General features: G+C 55.6%; 15 protein-coding genes. 11 read left to right on the top strand and 4 right to left on the bottom strand.

Features of this window, described 5'->3' with window-relative positions:
* Window positions 1–64: 64 nt before the first annotated feature.
* Both ACNT1W_RS02220 and ACNT1W_RS02225 read right to left on the bottom strand, forming a co-directional pair.
* Entirely contained in the window at window positions 65–1,033 is a 969-nt protein-coding gene (locus ACNT1W_RS02220; RefSeq protein ID WP_012004511.1) for a threonine/serine dehydratase, read from the bottom strand.
* On the bottom strand, window positions 1,030–1,635 hold the full coding sequence (locus ACNT1W_RS02225) for a helix-turn-helix transcriptional regulator (RefSeq protein WP_261099706.1): 606 nt from the start codon (window positions 1,633–1,635) through the stop codon (window positions 1,030–1,032). The genes ACNT1W_RS02220 and ACNT1W_RS02225 overlap by 4 nt, the downstream gene beginning before the upstream one ends.
* A 274-nt stretch (window positions 1,636–1,909) precedes the next feature.
* Between ACNT1W_RS02225 and ACNT1W_RS02230 the strand changes: the two genes are divergently transcribed.
* The 8 genes from ACNT1W_RS02230 (at window position 1,910) to ACNT1W_RS02265 (ending at window position 10,582) form a co-directional block, all read left to right on the top strand.
* On the top strand, window positions 1,910–3,226 hold the full coding sequence (locus ACNT1W_RS02230) for an MFS transporter (protein ID WP_419246351.1): 1,317 nt from the start codon (window positions 1,910–1,912) through the stop codon (window positions 3,224–3,226).
* Window positions 3,219–4,166 carry a 2-hydroxyacid dehydrogenase gene (locus ACNT1W_RS02235; RefSeq protein ID WP_419246352.1) on the top strand — a complete coding sequence of 316 codons (948 nt, stop codon included), beginning with the start codon at window positions 3,219–3,221 and terminating at the stop codon, window positions 4,164–4,166. The genes ACNT1W_RS02230 and ACNT1W_RS02235 overlap by 8 nt, the downstream gene beginning before the upstream one ends.
* Before the next feature lie 243 nt (window positions 4,167–4,409).
* Complete coding sequence (locus tag ACNT1W_RS02240; protein ID WP_419246353.1) at window positions 4,410–5,108, top strand: FadR/GntR family transcriptional regulator; 699 nt, start codon at window positions 4,410–4,412, stop codon at window positions 5,106–5,108.
* Window positions 5,105–5,998: a 2-dehydro-3-deoxygalactonokinase gene (locus ACNT1W_RS02245; RefSeq protein ID WP_419246354.1), complete on the top strand. Its 894-nt coding sequence runs from the start codon at window positions 5,105–5,107 to the stop codon at window positions 5,996–5,998. The genes ACNT1W_RS02240 and ACNT1W_RS02245 overlap by 4 nt, the downstream gene beginning before the upstream one ends.
* The gene (locus ACNT1W_RS02250; protein WP_012004517.1) at window positions 5,982–6,599 is read left to right on the top strand and encodes a 2-dehydro-3-deoxy-6-phosphogalactonate aldolase; all 618 of its coding nucleotides are present in this window, start codon (window positions 5,982–5,984) and stop codon (window positions 6,597–6,599) included. Before ACNT1W_RS02245 ends, ACNT1W_RS02250 begins: the two co-directional genes overlap by 17 nt.
* A complete protein-coding gene (dgoD, locus tag ACNT1W_RS02255) occupies window positions 6,596–7,744 on the top strand; it encodes a galactonate dehydratase (RefSeq protein WP_419246355.1) in 1,149 nt (382 codons plus the stop codon). The genes ACNT1W_RS02250 and dgoD overlap by 4 nt, the downstream gene beginning before the upstream one ends.
* A gap of 218 nt (window positions 7,745–7,962) precedes the next feature.
* Window positions 7,963–9,255 carry an MFS transporter gene (locus ACNT1W_RS02260; RefSeq protein WP_259191373.1) on the top strand — a complete coding sequence of 431 codons (1,293 nt, stop codon included), beginning with the start codon at window positions 7,963–7,965 and terminating at the stop codon, window positions 9,253–9,255.
* Between the two features lie 46 nt (window positions 9,256–9,301).
* Window positions 9,302–10,582 (top strand): DUF3748 domain-containing protein, encoded by a 1,281-nt coding sequence (locus ACNT1W_RS02265; protein WP_112363464.1) that lies wholly within the window; start codon window positions 9,302–9,304, stop codon window positions 10,580–10,582.
* Between the two features lie 33 nt (window positions 10,583–10,615).
* Here ACNT1W_RS02265 and ACNT1W_RS02270 read toward each other — a convergent pair whose 3' ends face one another.
* The gene (locus tag ACNT1W_RS02270; protein ID WP_012004521.1) at window positions 10,616–10,960 is read right to left on the bottom strand and encodes a YceK/YidQ family lipoprotein; all 345 of its coding nucleotides are present in this window, start codon (window positions 10,958–10,960) and stop codon (window positions 10,616–10,618) included.
* Between the two features lie 304 nt (window positions 10,961–11,264).
* Here ACNT1W_RS02270 and ibpA point away from each other — a divergent pair, with 304 nt between their 5' ends.
* The 3 genes from ibpA (at window position 11,265) to ACNT1W_RS02285 (ending at window position 14,041) form a co-directional block, all read left to right on the top strand.
* On the top strand, window positions 11,265–11,678 hold the full coding sequence (ibpA, locus tag ACNT1W_RS02275; RefSeq protein WP_004950577.1) for a small heat shock chaperone IbpA: 414 nt from the start codon (window positions 11,265–11,267) through the stop codon (window positions 11,676–11,678).
* A gap of 108 nt (window positions 11,679–11,786) precedes the next feature.
* A complete protein-coding gene (gene ibpB, locus ACNT1W_RS02280) occupies window positions 11,787–12,215 on the top strand; it encodes a small heat shock chaperone IbpB (RefSeq protein WP_012004522.1) in 429 nt (142 codons plus the stop codon).
* 167 nt (window positions 12,216–12,382) lie between these two features.
* A complete protein-coding gene (locus tag ACNT1W_RS02285) occupies window positions 12,383–14,041 on the top strand; it encodes a putative transporter (RefSeq protein ID WP_112363463.1) in 1,659 nt (552 codons plus the stop codon).
* A 54-nt stretch (window positions 14,042–14,095) separates the two neighbouring features.
* Here ACNT1W_RS02285 and ACNT1W_RS02290 read toward each other — a convergent pair whose 3' ends face one another.
* A complete protein-coding gene (locus tag ACNT1W_RS02290; protein ID WP_017891156.1) occupies window positions 14,096–15,349 on the bottom strand; it encodes a valine--pyruvate transaminase in 1,254 nt (417 codons plus the stop codon).
* Window positions 15,350–15,407: the final 58 nt, after the last annotated feature.

The raw sequence follows: 15,407 nt of genomic DNA on the forward strand, positions 1-15,407 counted from the left end.
GCGCTAAAATACGCTTCACAATCTGTCCGCTCTGTATCGCCGGCCCGATCGAAACTGCCGTTTGTTAATGATTTTCATCGGCGATCGCTTTGAGGTATTTCTCCAGCACAATGTTTTTCCCGCACAGCACCACCGCCACTTTTTTGCCCTGAAATTCCGGAGCCAGTTTGATGGCGGCGGCTAAGGCCACCCCGGCTGCGCCTTCGATAATCCAGCGATCGCTGGCGGCAATCTGACGCATGGCCTGCTTGATCTCAGTTTCACTGACCAATATTTTGCGGTCAATCACCTGCTGACACAGTGGGAAGGTGATCGCACCCGGCTCAACGCCGCCGGCGGTGCCATCTGACAGCGTGTCCTGCTCTTCGACTGGATAAATATGACCGGCCTGCAGAGCACTGTACATGCTGGTGGAGTTTTCTGGCCAGCAGGCAATAATCTGCGTTTTCGGCGATAATTGCTGCAAAACGGTACCAATTCCTGAAATATAGCCACCACCACCCACGGCGATAAATACTGCATCCAAATCCGCTTGCTGCTCGACCAACTCCATGCCGCAGGTGCCCTGACCGGCGATCACCTGCTCGTCGTTATAGGGGGAGACATACACCTTGCCCTGTTCCTGCGCCGCTTTTTCCCCCGCCTGTTCCGCTTTCAGGGCATCTCCCGGTACCGTCACCACTTCGCTGCCCAACGCGCGGATGGTTTCCAGTTTGATCGCTGCCGCTGTTTCCGGGGCATACACCGTCACGCTGACTCCCGTCAGTTTGCCTGCCAGCGCCATCGCCTGGCCGTGATTACCGCTGGAAGCCGCGATCACCCCGCGTTGACGTTGCTCGTCACTTAACAACCGCAGCTTGTTGCTGGCGCCGCGAAACTTAAAAGAGCCGGTAGGTTGCAGATGGTCGCATTTCAGATACAGCTCGCAACCCAACTGCTGTGACAGCAATACGCTGCGTTCCAGCGGGGTCACGCGAACCTGCGGACGCAATTGCTGATGGGCGGAAACAATCGCGTCAAATAACTGACTCATACAGACTCCTTGATATTTTTCAGGTAGTTATAGACGGTGGCGCGGCCGATGCCGAGGATCTTGGCGACATAGCCGGCGGCATTTTTTCCTTTGAAAGCACCCTGGTGATACAGCGCCTCCACCAGTGCTCGCCGCCCTGCGCCGTTAAGTGCGCTGAGCGTCTGCTGGCGTTGTTGCAACCATTGATAAATGAAGGTGTTAATGCGCTCCTGCCAGTCGTCCTGGAACAACACATCCGGCTGCGGCTGCAAGGCGTTGCCCGCCAGAAAGATATCCAGCGCGGCTTTAGCGCTTTCCAGCACGGTGATATCAAGATTGATGCACATCAGCCCGATGGGATTGCCGCTGTCATCGCGCAGGACCGCGCTGATAGACCGCAGTTGGCTGCCATCCCAATTGCGCTTCAGGTAGGGGCCAATCACCTGTAAACCAGGTTCATCCTGTAACTCGCTCAGGTTGGAACTTTCGCCCAGCTCACGCTGCGATCGGTTATTGGTGATGTAAACCAGCGTCTGGCTGGCCAAATCATGAAGTGCCACTTCGGCGTAAGGGGCAAACAACAGCGTAATGGCATCGGCGATGGCGTGGTAGCGGCTCAGCATGGTGATCTTTTTTTTGGATTTAAAAATCTAATTTAGAATTAATTTTCTACTTTGTAAATCATTCCGACCCCCGGCTCGGTGTTTTTTTGTGATCTATCTTGTATTACAAGATGGATTTTCGTGCCTACAATGTACGCTAGCCTATTAAACAACCAACCGATTTTTATATTCAACAACGAGTTTTTTCTGATGACGAGATGAAAACACCACTGGATGCGTGATTTGTCAGGAACAGATCGTGCAGAAATTAATGAATTGCTCTGGGGGATGAATTATGGATTCCAGTACTTATTCCACGACAATCAAAAGGATGAATCGACGTATTATTCCATTTATTATGCTGCTTTATCTTATTGCATATATAGACAGATCTAATATTTCCATTGCTGCATTGCAGATGAATGCCGATTTGGCGCTTAGCGCTGAGATGTATGGTATTGCCGCAGGGATTTTCTATATTTCCTACATTATTTTTGAAGTCCCCAGCAATATATTATTGAGCCGTATCGGTGCCAAGATATGGATTGCGCGCATCATGGTCACCTGGGGCATCATCGCCGCCGGTATGAGCCTGGTGCAAACGCCAACGCAACTCTATGTGATGCGTTTTTTACTCGGCGTGGCGGAGGCCGGGTTTACCCCTGGCATTATTTATTATCTTTCCTGTTGGTATCCGCGCAGTGACCGTGCGCGTGCCATGTCGATGTTTTACATCGGTGCAGCCCTGGCTTCGGTTATTGGCCTGCCGCTGTCCGGCAGCATCCTGAATATGCATGGTTTATTTGACATAGCAGGGTGGCGCTGGCTGTTCCTGCTGGAAGGTATCCCGGCGGTGTTGCTGGGCATCGTCACCTATTTTTACCTCGATGATGCGCCGCAACAGGCAAAATGGTTGGCGCCGCCGCAACGTCAGTGGCTGGTCAATAAAATGGCCGGTGAAATGGCGGAGACCGCTGGCGGACAATCACATCGCTGGAGCCAGGCGTTGAACAACCGGCGGGTTTGGGCGCTGAGCTTTATGTGGCTGTTGCAGGCGTTCGGCACCATAGGTATCACGCTATTTTTGCCTTTAATCGTCAAGGGCGTAGTCACGGAGCAAAGCTCCTTTGTTGTCAGTGTCCTTTCCGCCATTCCGTTTTTCTTTGCCTGCATTTTCATGTACTTCAATGGCAGGCACTCCGATTTGACCGGTGAACGATCCCTGCATTTGGGGGGCCCGCTGATTGCCGCCGGTCTGCTGCTGCTGGCGGCGATTTATTGTCAAAATCTGGTGTTGGCCTACGGCATGTTGGTGCTTACCGTCGCGTTGAACTGGGCGATCACCCCTATTTTCTGGGCGGTAACCACCGAATCTATCGCCGGCGTGGCTGGTGCGGCGTCAATAGCCTTGATTAATGCGGTGGCCAATATTGCCGGCCTGGTCTTTCCACCGGTCATGGGGCGAATTAAAGATATTACCGGCAACTATGATATTGCGCTGATGGCCATCGCTGCGGCGTTGGTGGCTGGCGGCATTATCGGCCTGCGGCTTGGCAGGCCGCTATCAGCGGCCACAGGCGAGGTTGCACTGCGGGAGAACAACCATGGCTGAGACCATTTTGCAGGCCTCACCTTTGCCGCAAAGGTTGGTGGTGCAACTGCGTCAACATTTCCCATTGGTGGATCAGCGCGAATTGGCCCCTTTGGCGCTGGCGGCCCGAGCCAGCGAATTCACCGTCCTGCTGGTTGATGGCGAAACGGCGGTCAGTGCGGCACAAATTGCCGCTTTGCCGCAGTTAAAACTGATTGCCGTATTTGGTGTGGGCTACGAGCGGGTGGATGTGTTGGCCGCACGGGCTCAGGGTGTGCGCGTCACGCATACGCCGGGGGTGCTGACCGATGACGTTGCCGATCTGGCGATCGGGCTGCTGCTGGCGACGGCCAGGCAGATTGGCGGCGCCCAACGTTTTATCGAGCGCGGTGACTGGCTGCAGGGCGGCTATCCCTGGACGCGCAAGGTTAGCGGCGCACGCCTGGGCATTCTTGGATTGGGAAGGATCGGACGGGCGATAGCTCAGCGGGCAACCGCCTTCAATATGGCCGTCAGTTATCATTCCCGCCAACAATATGCCGATTTTAGCGGGCGTTTTTTTGCGACCCCTCAGGCACTGGCCGAGCACTGCGACTTTCTGTTGGTTTGCACCAACGGAGGGGGGGCGACGCGGGCGCTGGTGGATGCAAAGGTGTTAGCGGCATTGGGCGCTAACGGCATCTTAATCAACATTGCGCGGGGTTCGGTGGTCGACGAAGCGGCATTAGTAAAGGCGATTGACCAAGGGGTAATTGCCGGTGCTGGTCTGGATGTTTTTGAATGCGAACCGCAGGTTCCCGCCGGGTTGATGGGGCGGGACAATGTGGTACTAACGCCGCATATGGCCAGTGCGACCCACAGCACGCGGCGGATGATGGCCGATCTGGTGTTCGACAACATAGCCGCTTATTTTGCCGGTCGGGCTTTGCCAACGCCGGTAACGGAAAGCCCCAACCCGTAGTGGCATTGCCTCTGTTTCCAGCCTGTTTATCGCCCAACAACGGTGGTCTGTTTTGGTACGTCACGCAAACTTGTTGTCTGTTTTGTGATCTTGATTGTAGTACAACAAAATATATAGGTACTACAATAAGGCGGTGGTTGTTTAGGGAAGTTATCAAGATTGTGCTGCAACTGCAGGACGCCAATGGGAGACGCGGGTAAAGTAAATCCGTTATCACAGCATGGCGAACGCCACGGAGAAATCATGAACAAGCAGCAGATCGGTAAAACCGACCGCATCATTATCGAGCTGGGCCAGCAGATCGTCGGCGGTAAGTATATTCCGGGGGCGGCATTACCCGCAGAAACGGAACTGTGCGAAGAGTTTGAAACTTCGCGCAATATCATCCGCGAAGTCTTGCGTGCGCTGATGTCCAAGCGGTTGGTGGAGGTGAAGCGTTATCGTGGCGCATTCGTAACGCTACGCAGCCAGTGGAATTATCTGGATACCGACGTCCTGAACTGGGTGCTGGCGCAGGATTATGATCCACGGCTGATCGCCTCGATGAGTGAGGTTCGTAACCTGGTGGAGCCAACGATTGCTCGCTGGGCGGCGGAGCGAGCTACCTCTAGCGAACTTGCGGTGATCGAAGCGGCGCTGAACGACATGAAAATCCATCACCAGGATCGCGAACGTTTTAATGAGGCCGACATCCGCTATCACGAAGCGGTGCTGGCGGCGGTACACAACCCGGTTTTGCAACAGCTTAGCGTGGCGATTAGCTCGCTGCAGCGCGCGGTGTTTGAGCGCACCTACATGTCGGATGAGGACAATATGCCACGAACTCTGCGCGAGCATCAGGAATTGTATGATGCGATCCGTCATCAGGATCCGGATGCCGCAGAGCAGGCGGCACTGGCAATGATCGCCAGCTCAACCAAACGCCTAAAGGACATAACATGAGTGACAGCTTTATCGCGATTGACTGGGGTTCCACCAACCTGCGCGCCTGGCGTTACGAACAGGGCGTCTGTGTCGATAGCCTGCAGTCGCAGGCCGGTGTTACCCGCCTTGATGGCCGCACGCCGCAGCAGGTTTTCAGCGAGCTGATGGCGCGGTGGGCTGAGCCGCTGCCGGTGGTGATGGCTGGGATGGTCGGCAGCAATGCCGGTTGGCTGCAGGTGCCTTATCTGCATTGCCCAACCCGCCTGACCGAAGTTGCCCAACAGTTAACGGCGATAGAGCAGGCTTTACCTTACCGGGCCTGGATTATTCCGGGCATCTGTATCGAACGTGAAGATAACTACAACGTCATGCGTGGTGAAGAAACCCAGTTGATTGGCGCCTATGCCGAACAGCCGGCGGCGGTTTATATCATGCCCGGTACCCACAGCAAATGGGTGCGCATGGAGGACGACACCCTGGCGGATTTCCGCACGGTGATAACAGGCGAATTGCATCATTTGCTGCTCAGCCATTCGTTGATCGGCGTGGGGCTAAGTGAACAACGGCCTAATCCGCAGGCGTTTATCAACGGATTGGAAGTCGGCATGAATGAAAGCCACATCGTGCGACGTTTATTTGAAACCCGCGCCGCTCACGTGCTTGGCAAACTGGAAAAAAGCGCCGTCAGCGACTGGCTTTCCGGCTTGTTGATCGGCAACGAGGTGGCGCAGATGCAGCGTGAATACCCGCTGCCGCCGGATGCTGCATTAACGGTGATCGGCAACCCGCAGCTTGGTGAGCGTTATGCCCAGGCACTGACTATGGCCGGGATACGCCACCAGATCCTGGATGGCGATCGGGCTTTCCAATCGGGAATAAGGAGCATTGTGCATGAGCTGGAATACTGAACTGCCGCTAATCGCCATCCTGCGCGGAATTACGCCGCAGGAGGTGGCTGATCACGTACAAACCTTGCTTGAGGCGGGGTTCGATGCGATTGAAATACCGATGAACTCGCCGGACTGGCAGCAAAGCATCGGTGATACGGTGAAGAAATTCGGCGATCGCGCCCTGATTGGTGCCGGCACCGTGCTGCAACCTGCGCAGGTGGAAGAGTTGGCCGCGCTGGGGGGGCAACTGGTGGTGACTCCCAATACCCAACCGGCGGTGATCCGCAGGGCCGTGGCGCTGGGCATGACGGTTTGCGCCGGTTGCGCCACCGCGTCAGAAGCATTCAACGCACTGGAGGCCGGGGCTCAGGCATTGAAGATTTTCCCCTCAGTCTCCTTTGGCCCGGACTATATCAAGGCGCTGAAAGCGGTGCTGCCGCCTCAGATCCCTGTTTTTGCCGTCGGCGGCATCACGCCGGAAAACTTGCATCTGTATCTGGCCGCAGGCTGCGTGGGTGCCGGGTTGGGGGGCGATCTCTATCGCGCCGGCCAATCGGTGGAACGCACCGCTCAGCAGGCTGCCGCTTTCGTTCGGGCCTATAAGGAAGCCACTCAATGAAAATAACCAAAATGACCACCTATCGGCTACCGCCGCGCTGGATGTTCCTGAAGATTGAAACCGATGAAGGCATCGTCGGTTGGGGCGAACCGGTGATTGAAGGGCGCGCACGCAGCGTGGAGGCGGCGGTGCACGAACTGTCGGAATATGTGGTCGGCCAGGATCCGGCGCGGATTAACGATATCTGGCAAACCCTCTACCGCGGCGGTTTCTATCGCGGCGGCCCGATCCTGATGAGTGCGATCGCCGGTATTGATCAGGCGCTGTGGGATATCAAAGGCAAGGCGCTGGGCGTACCGGTTTATCAGCTATTGGGCGGATTGGTGCGTGACAAAATCAAGGCGTATAGCTGGGTGGGCGGCGATCGTCCTTCCGACGTGATTGCCGGCATCAACAAGCTGACGGAAATCGGCTTCGACACCTTTAAGCTGAACGGTTGTGAAGAGATGGGCATTATCGACAGTGCGCGCAAGGTGGATGCTTCAGTGGCGGTGGTGGCGCAGATCCGCGAAGCCTTTGGTAACCGTATCGAGTTCGGTCTGGATTTCCATGGTCGCGTCGATGCACCGATGGCAAAAATCCTGATCAAAGAGCTGGAGCCGTACCGTCCGCTGTTTATTGAAGAGCCGGTGCTGGCGGAACAGGCAGAGTACTATCCGCGCCTGGCGGCGCAGACGCATATCCCGATTGCCGCCGGTGAACGTATGTATTCACGTTTTGATTTCAAACGGGTGCTGGCAGATGGCGGCCTGGCGATTATTCAGCCTGATCTGTCTCATGCCGGTGGCATCACCGAATGCTTCAAGATTGCCGCCATGGCGGAGACCTATGATGTGGCGCTGGCTCCGCATTGCCCACTGGGGCCGATTGCGCTGGCTGCCTGTCTGCATGTGGACTTTGTGGCGCGTAACGCGGTGTTCCAGGAGCAGAGCATGGGCATTCACTACAATCAGGGGGCCGAACTGCTGGACTACGTAGTGAATAAAGACGATTTCAAAATGACCGACGGCCACTTCTACCCACTGACTAAACCGGGCCTCGGGGTGGAAATTAACGAAGAGCTGGTGATCGAGCGCAGTAAACAAGCGACGGACTGGCGTAATCCCGTGTGGCGTTATCCGGACGGCGCAGTTGCCGAGTGGTAATTAGCCGTCATCTTTCAAACCGCAGCGTTATTACCTGCACGCACTGACCCCAGTCACGGATTGACGATTTACAGGGTAATAACCGATAGCGTTAAGGCTAAATAAAGTAGTCCTAAATTAAAAACACCATCAATTGAATTAAATAATTCTGTTAACCCGGAAGGGGATCCCCTACTTCTCTTCCGTCTTAAAATCCGAAAAATAACGGAATAAAAATAATGGAAATAACCTTAACCTCAGCACCAAAAAGTAAACGCCGCTATTTAACGTTATTCATGATATTTGTCACCGTGGTGATCTGCTATGTCGACCGTGCCAATCTGGCGGTGGCTTCAGCGCATATTCAACAGGAGTTTGGCATCAGCAAGGCGCAGATGGGTTATATTTTCTCTGCTTTTGCCTGGACCTATACCCTGTGTCAGATCCCTGGCGGTTGGTTTCTGGATCGCGTCGGCTCAAAACTGACCTATTTTATTGCCATTATGGGCTGGTCAATTGCGACGTTGCTGCAGGGGTTCGCCAGTGGTCTGGTATCACTGATTGGCCTGCGTGCGGTAACCGGGTTGTTTGAAGCGCCGGCATTTCCCACCAATAATCGCATCGTCACCAGTTGGTTCCCCGAGCAGGAGCGGGCTTCGGCGGTGGGGTTCTATACTTCCGGTCAGTTTGTCGGGCTGGCGTTTTTGACGCCGCTATTGATCTGGGTACAAGAGATCCTCAGTTGGCACTGGGTGTTCATCATCACCGGCGGTGTCGGCATCGTCTGGGCGTTGGTGTGGCAGCGTGTTTATCAGTCGCCGCGCAACAGCAAAGGGGTGAACGACGCCGAGCTGAAATATATTCAGGACGGTGGCGGCATGGTGGATGGCGACGTCGCGTCGGAAAAGAAAAGCCGCGTAGCGCTCACCGCTGCCGACTGGAAACTGGTGTTTCACCGCAAGCTGGTGGGGGTGTATCTCGGCCAGTTCGCTATTACCTCAACGCTGTGGTTCTTCCTCACCTGGTTCCCGAATTATCTGACGCAGGAAAAGCACATTGCCGCACTGACTGCCGGTTTTATGACCACGGTGCCCTTCCTGGCGGCGTTCTGCGGCGTGTTGTTATCCGGTTTTGTTGCCGATCGCTTGCTACGCAGCGGCCGTTCCATCGGTTTTGCGCGTAAAACGCCTATCATCTGCGGATTACTGCTCTCTACCTGCATCATGGGGGCCAATTACACCAACGATCCGCTGTGGATTATGGTGCTGATGGCGCTGGCGTTCTTTGGCAACGGTTTCGCCTCCATTACCTGGTCGCTGGTGTCATCGCTGGCACCGACCCGGTTGATTGGCTTGACCGGTGGGGTGTTTAACTTTGTCGGCGGGCTGGGGGGGATCACGGTACCCTTGGTGGTCGGTTATCTGGCGCAGGATTATGGTTTTGCTCCCTCACTGATTTATATCGCCGTGGTGGCACTACTCGGCGCGTTGTCGTATCTGTTGTTGGTGGGTGATGTGAAACGCGTTGGCTGATCCGGTAAGATGGCGGCTCAGTGCCAGCATGCGCAGGGGAGCCGCCATGAGCCATCGGGAAAAACAGCTGACTTTTGATCCACGTGGGCATCAGCTAACCAATATTAACGTCTGGACGCCGGACAGCCAGTGGCTGGCTTACGACGTACGCCCGAGCGGCGCCTCTTTCACCGGCCTGAGTATTGAACGGGTGAACGTCGACAGCGGCGTGGTGGAAGTGGTGTACCGTGCCCAGCACGGTGCTCATGTGGGCGTGGTGACCGTCAGCCCGGACGCACCAGCCCGGTATGCTTTTATCCACGGCCCGGAGCACCCAGATAGCGTTTGGCATTATGATTTTCACCATCGTCGCGGGGTGATTGTCAGCGAACCGGATCGCGAACTGGCCATTACCCTCGATGCGATGGACATCACCGCGCCCTATACTCCCGGCGCACTGCGCGGCGGCACTCACGTGCACGTTTTTAGTCCGGACGGCAGTCGCCTGAGCTTTACCTATAATGACCATGTGATGCATGAGCTGGACCCGGCGCTGGATCTGCGCAACGTGGGCGTAGCCGTGCCATTACAGGGCGTGAACCCTCCCAAGCAGCATCCGCGTGAATATGACGGCAGCCATTACTGCGTATTGGTCAGCGAGACTACGCCACAACCGCAGCCGGGCAGTGACCAAATTAATCGCGCTTATGAAGAGGGCTGGGTTGGCCAAGGCGGTTATACCCGGCCTGATGGGCGGCAACAGCGCTGGGCGCTGGCGTTTATCGGCGATACGATTTCCAGCAGCGGTGAAAAGCTGCCTGAGGTGTTTATCGTTGATCTGCCGCAGGATGATGCCGATTACGCCAAAGCCGGTGCCCGGCCGTTGCAGGGTACCCCGACCCAAATACCTGCCCCCCCGCTGGGGGTACGCCAACGTCGGCTGACCTTTACTGGCCGGCGACGTTTCCCTGGTGTGGCGACCACTCCCCGCCACTGGCTGCGCAGTTCACCCGACGGCAGTATGATTGCCTGCCTGATGAAGGATGACGCGGGCGTGGTACAGCTGTGGGTGGTCTCACCCAACGGCGGTGACCCGCGTCAGGTCACGCAGGGTGAACAGGGGATTCAATCGGCGTTCAGTTGGCATCCGCAGGGCGGTCGTATCGCGCTGGTGTGTGATAACAGCCTGATGTTATGTGAGGTAGCCAGCGGGCGGATGCAGCGTTTGACGCAGCGTACTGCGCTACCGCCATCGGGTGATGCGGTGGTGTTCTCTCCGGACGGCAGTAAAGTGGCGTTTATGCGTGAGATCGACGGGTTCAGCCAGATTTTTGTGGCCGAGGTATGAGCAACGGCGGGCGAACAGCCCGCATCAGGTTTTTTACTGTGGGGTGGCAGCCGCCGCATGGGCTGGATCGCCGCTGGCGGCCAGATTCTGCTCTTCGCCACGCAAGATGCGCGCTCTCGGCGAGTCTGCGGTACCGTCACTGCCGGAGCGCATATAGTCGTAAGGCAGTAACACCGTGTCCATCACCGCCGAGAATGGCAGATCCAGCGCCACCAGTGGCATCATTGCCCAACTGGTATTGTCGTCCCTCAGCACGTTCATGCTGGCACGGGTACCCGGATAGTAGCCCTGATTCGGGCCGGTGTGACTCATTACGCTGGAGCAGCCGTTGGTCGCTAACAGCATGCAACTGGTTGCTATGACTCTTATCGTTTTCATTATTCCATCCTGCAGGGTGCTGTTCCCCAAAATCTGCTGATCTATAACATCTTGTGGATGTTTTAAAAGGAGCAAGAGCCCGCTCTGTGGCGGCCGTCTCAGTTTATTGTAAGGGATAAAAAAACTTTCGCTGCACTGATTATCATTTTTTTGATCATCGCCGGTTGAAATGGTGAAAGTCACCCCCATTTTCTTATCAGAAGCAAATTAAGAATTCGCCGTAAGGGAATTCTGATTATTTAGCCTGTCCATGATGGAAGGCTTAATTATTAAACCTCGCTGAAGTGCCTTAGGAGGCTGTTTTATGCGTAATTTCGATCTTTCTCCACTCTACCGTTCTGCAATTGGCTTTGACCGTTTGTTTAATGCGTTGGAGGCAGGCCAGAGTCAGGGTAATGGCGGCTATCCTCCTTATAACGTTGAGCTGGTGGATGAAAATCATTACCGCATCGCGATCGCGGTGGCAGGATTCGCCGAGCAAGAGCTCGAGATTACCACCCAGGATAACCTGTTGATTGTACGTGGCGCTCATAATAATGAGCCGGCGGAAAGAACCTACTTATATCAAGGTATTGCCGAACGTAACTTTGAACGTAAATTCCAGTTGGCCGAGCATATCCAAATTAAAGGCGCCAAACTGGAAAACGGCCTGTTGTATATCGATATGGAACGCATCGTGCCGGAAACATTAAAACCGCGCCGGATAGAAATTAAGTAATTCTTATTTCATCGGCGGAATGAACCGCTGGTGCAATGAATGTTAGTTAACTGCCTGCCGTCAGGGGGCGATTAAACCTCATCTCGCTTCATAGAAGGAGTTAATACTATGCGCAATTACGACTTATCCCCACTACTGCGTCAGTGGATCGGCTTTGACAAATTGGCCAGTTCAATGGGCGGCCAGGAGCCGCAAGGGTTCCCGCCATACAACATCGAGAAAAGCGACGATAACCACTACCGCATTTCTCTGGCGCTGGCCGGCTTCAAACAAAGCGAACTGGATATTGAAGTCGAAGGCCCACGCCTGACCGTGCGCGGTAAGCCGACACCGTCGGAAAAACAGGTGGAATATCTGCATCAGGGGTTGGTGTGCAAAGAGTTCGCACTGACCTTCACGCTGGCTGAGCATTTGCAGGTTTCCGAGGCCCAGTTTGAAAATGGCCTGCTGCATATTGATCTGGTGCGTCAGGTACCGGAAGCCCTGCAGCCACAGCGGATCGCCATCGGCACTACGCCAGGGCTGGAAGCTAAATAACCGACTGAGAAACAGTTAAATTTTCAGGGGGAAGTCCTAACGGGCTTCCCCCTTTGCTTTCTGTGGCGCAAGCCACAGTCACCTTTTCCTGCCTGTGCCAAAATCCCTGTTAATTGTGAGTCTTTAACCGCAAACCGGTTGTTAAACTTTTGGCAAGGATGTGAGCTATGAGCGAAATCGCCCTGACCGTCAGCATGTTGGCGTTGGTGGCCGTTCTCGGGCTGTGGATGGGTAACTGGAAGATCTATGGGGTGGGGCTGGGCATTGGTGGGGTGCTGTTCGGCGGCATTATCGTTGGGCATTTCGCCCAGAGCTGGCAGCTCAATCTTAATGGCGACATGCTGCATTTCATCCAGGAATTCGGCCTGATCCTGTTCGTGTACACCATTGGTATTCAGGTCGGTCCGGGGTTTTTCTCCTCCTTGCGGGTGTCCGGGCTACGGCTCAACGGCTTCGCCATTTTACTGGTGCTGGTCGGTGGGTTGGTCGCGGCGGTGGTTCACAAGCTGTTTGCCGTGCCGTTGCCGATTATTCTTGGCGTGTTCTCCGGGGCGGTCACCAATACTCCGGCGCTCGGCGCTGGGCAGCAAATCCTTACCGATTTGGGTTCAGATCCGGCACTGGTTGATCGCATGGGTATGGGTTACGCCATGGCCTATCCGTTTGGCATCTGCGGCATTTTATTGGTGATGTGGCTGATACGCCTGTTTTTCCGCATTAACATCGAGCAAGAGGCGCAGGCGTTTGAAAGCAGCCTGGGCAACCAGCGCGAACTGCTGCATACCATGAACGTGGCGGTGCGTAACCCGAATCTGCAGGGGATGGCTATCAAAAATGTACCGCTGCTGAACGGCGAGGACATCATCTGTTCTCGCCTGAAACGCGGCGATTTGCTGATGGTGCCGGCACCGCTTGAAAAGTTGGAACTGGGCGATTATCTGCATCTGGTGGGCAAGCGCGAAAGCCTGGAAAATGCCCGGCTGGTGATTGGCGAAGAGGTCGACGTCTCACTGTCAACGCGCGGTACAGAGCTGCAGGTGGTGAGAGCAGTGGTGACCAATGAGAAGGTGCTGGGCAGTAAAATCCGCGATCTGAACCTGAAGCAGAAATACGACGTGGTGATCTCACGACTCAACCGTTCCGGGGTCGAGCTGGTGGCCGGCAGCAATGTGACGCTGCAATTTGGTGACATCCTCAACCTGGTGGGACGGCCCGAATCTATCGAGGCGGTGGCGGCGATTGTCGGCAACGCCCAACAGAAGTTGCAGCAGGTGCAGATGTTGCCGGTGTTTATCGGAATCGGCCTGGGGGTGCTGTTGGGATCCATCCCGCTGTTTATACCGGGTTTCCCGGCTGCATTGCGTCTGGGGCTGGCCGGTGGCCCACTGGTGGCGGCGCTGATCCTTGGGCGTATTGGCAGCATCGGCAAGCTGTACTGGTTTATGCCGCCCAGTGCCAATCTGGCGTTGCGTGAACTGGGGATAGTGCTGTTTCTGGCGGTGGTCGGGTTGAAGTCGGGCGGTAATTTTGTCGATACGCTGATTAATGGCGAAGGGCTGGCATGGATTGGCTATGGCGCGCTGATTACTGCGATCCCACTGTTTAGCGTGGGCGTATTGGCGCGGATGGTGGGCAAGATGAACTACCTGACGCTGTCCGGCATGCTGGCAGGGTCAATGACCGATCCGCCGGCGCTGGCCTTCGCTAACGGCCTGCACCCGACCAGCGGCGCTGCCGCACTGTCTTACGCCACGGTTTATCCTTTGGCGATGTTCCTGCGCATCATGTCGCCACAGTTGCTGGCGGTCTTGTTCTGGGCGATGTAAAAAACTGGGCGATGTAAGACGACGGGGCACCACTTGGGCGCCCCATCTCAACGATCAGCCCGCTTCCTGGTGCGCGCGTTCGATCTCTTCCGCCAGGATTGCCACGCCACGCTCAATCTTCTCCGGATCCGGCACGTAGTTCATCCGCATGCACTGATGGGTATGCGGCCATTCATGCTCCAGCCCAGGGAAGAAATAGTGGCCGGGTACCATCAGTACGCCACGTTTTTTCAGGCGCTGATACAGCAATTCAGTGGTAATCGGCAGGTCCTTGAACCACAGCCAGAGGAAAATTGCCCCTTCCGGTTTATGGATCAGGCAGCGTTCTGGTGACAGGTAGCGGCGAATGATCTCGATAGTGTGCTCGACGCGCTGTTTGTAGAACGGACGGATCACCTCGTTGGACAGGCGCAGCAGGTCACCGCGTTCAATCATTTCCGTTGCCATTGCCGGCCCCATGCTGCCCGGTGACAGGCTAATGATGCCGTTCATGTTGGTCAGGGCGCTGATGGTCTTTTCATCGGCGATCACAATGCCGCAGCGCGAACCGGGCAGGCCGAGTTTCGACAGGCTCATGCACAGAATGATGTTCGGGTTCCACAGCGGCGTTGCGTCGCTGAAGATAATGCCGGGGAAGGGCACGCCATAGGCGTTATCGATCACCAGCGGAATATTGCGCTGCTGCGCCAACCGGTCGAGCTTCATCAGCTCTTCGTCGGTGATCACGTTGCCGGTCGGGTTGGTCGGGCGTGATACGCAGATCATGCCGATATCATCGCCGATGTTCAGGTGTTCGAAATCAACGTGATACTTGAACTGGCCTTCCGGCAGGAGTTCGATGTTGGGTTTGGCCGAGACAAACAGCCCTTCGTCCAACCCGGCATCGGCATAGCCGATATATTCCGGCGCCAGCGGGAACAGTACGCGGCGGCGGCTGCCGTCGGCATAGCGGCCGGCAAACAGGTTAAACAAGTAGAAAAACGCGCTCTGACTGCCATTTGTCAGTGCAATATTCTGTGGAGAGATCTGCCAGCCCAGCTCGTCGCGCAGCAATTTGGCCAGTGCTTTCAGCAGGGCGTCTTTGCCCTGCGGGCCGTCATAGTTACACAGCGCCTCGGTCAGTTTGCCCTGGTCGAGCATGTCCTGACACAGCTGTTTAAAGTAGCTTTCCATCTCTGGAATTTGCGCCGGATTGCCGCCGCCGAGCATGATGGCACCGGGGGTGCGCAGGCCTTCGTTCAGGTCATCCATTAAACGGGTAATGCCCGCGTAACGGGTAAATTTGTCGCCGAAAAGTGAAAAAGTCATAGGTGCAGCTGTATTATTTTTAGCAGGTAATTCCCCACCATACCGCCTGTCAATTTCC

Source organism: Serratia sp. NFX21, assembly GCF_048517035.1.
Taxonomy (GTDB): domain Bacteria; phylum Pseudomonadota; class Gammaproteobacteria; order Enterobacterales; family Enterobacteriaceae; genus Serratia; species Serratia quinivorans.

What these genes read in the sequence shown, in the direction of transcription:
- ACNT1W_RS02220 (WP_012004511.1), bottom strand. Translation starts at nt 1,033, where the DNA reads ATGAGTCAGTTATTTGACGCGATTGTTTCCGCCCATCAGCAATTGCGT.
- ACNT1W_RS02225 (WP_261099706.1), bottom strand. Translation starts at nt 1,635, where the DNA reads ATGCTGAGCCGCTACCACGCCATCGCCGATGCCATTACGCTGTTGTTT.
- ACNT1W_RS02230 (WP_419246351.1), top strand. Translation starts at nt 1,910, where the DNA reads ATGGATTCCAGTACTTATTCCACGACAATCAAAAGGATGAATCGACGT.
- ACNT1W_RS02235 (WP_419246352.1), top strand. Translation starts at nt 3,219, where the DNA reads ATGGCTGAGACCATTTTGCAGGCCTCACCTTTGCCGCAAAGGTTGGTG.
- ACNT1W_RS02240 (WP_419246353.1), top strand. Translation starts at nt 4,410, where the DNA reads ATGAACAAGCAGCAGATCGGTAAAACCGACCGCATCATTATCGAGCTG.
- ACNT1W_RS02245 (WP_419246354.1), top strand. Translation starts at nt 5,105, where the DNA reads ATGAGTGACAGCTTTATCGCGATTGACTGGGGTTCCACCAACCTGCGC.
- ACNT1W_RS02250 (WP_012004517.1), top strand. Translation starts at nt 5,982, where the DNA reads ATGAGCTGGAATACTGAACTGCCGCTAATCGCCATCCTGCGCGGAATT.
- dgoD (WP_419246355.1), top strand. Translation starts at nt 6,596, where the DNA reads ATGAAAATAACCAAAATGACCACCTATCGGCTACCGCCGCGCTGGATG.
- ACNT1W_RS02260 (WP_259191373.1), top strand. Translation starts at nt 7,963, where the DNA reads ATGGAAATAACCTTAACCTCAGCACCAAAAAGTAAACGCCGCTATTTA.
- ACNT1W_RS02265 (WP_112363464.1), top strand. Translation starts at nt 9,302, where the DNA reads ATGAGCCATCGGGAAAAACAGCTGACTTTTGATCCACGTGGGCATCAG.
- ACNT1W_RS02270 (WP_012004521.1), bottom strand. Translation starts at nt 10,960, where the DNA reads ATGAAAACGATAAGAGTCATAGCAACCAGTTGCATGCTGTTAGCGACC.
- ibpA (WP_004950577.1), top strand. Translation starts at nt 11,265, where the DNA reads ATGCGTAATTTCGATCTTTCTCCACTCTACCGTTCTGCAATTGGCTTT.
- ibpB (WP_012004522.1), top strand. Translation starts at nt 11,787, where the DNA reads ATGCGCAATTACGACTTATCCCCACTACTGCGTCAGTGGATCGGCTTT.
- ACNT1W_RS02285 (WP_112363463.1), top strand. Translation starts at nt 12,383, where the DNA reads ATGAGCGAAATCGCCCTGACCGTCAGCATGTTGGCGTTGGTGGCCGTT.
- ACNT1W_RS02290 (WP_017891156.1), bottom strand. Translation starts at nt 15,349, where the DNA reads ATGACTTTTTCACTTTTCGGCGACAAATTTACCCGTTACGCGGGCATT.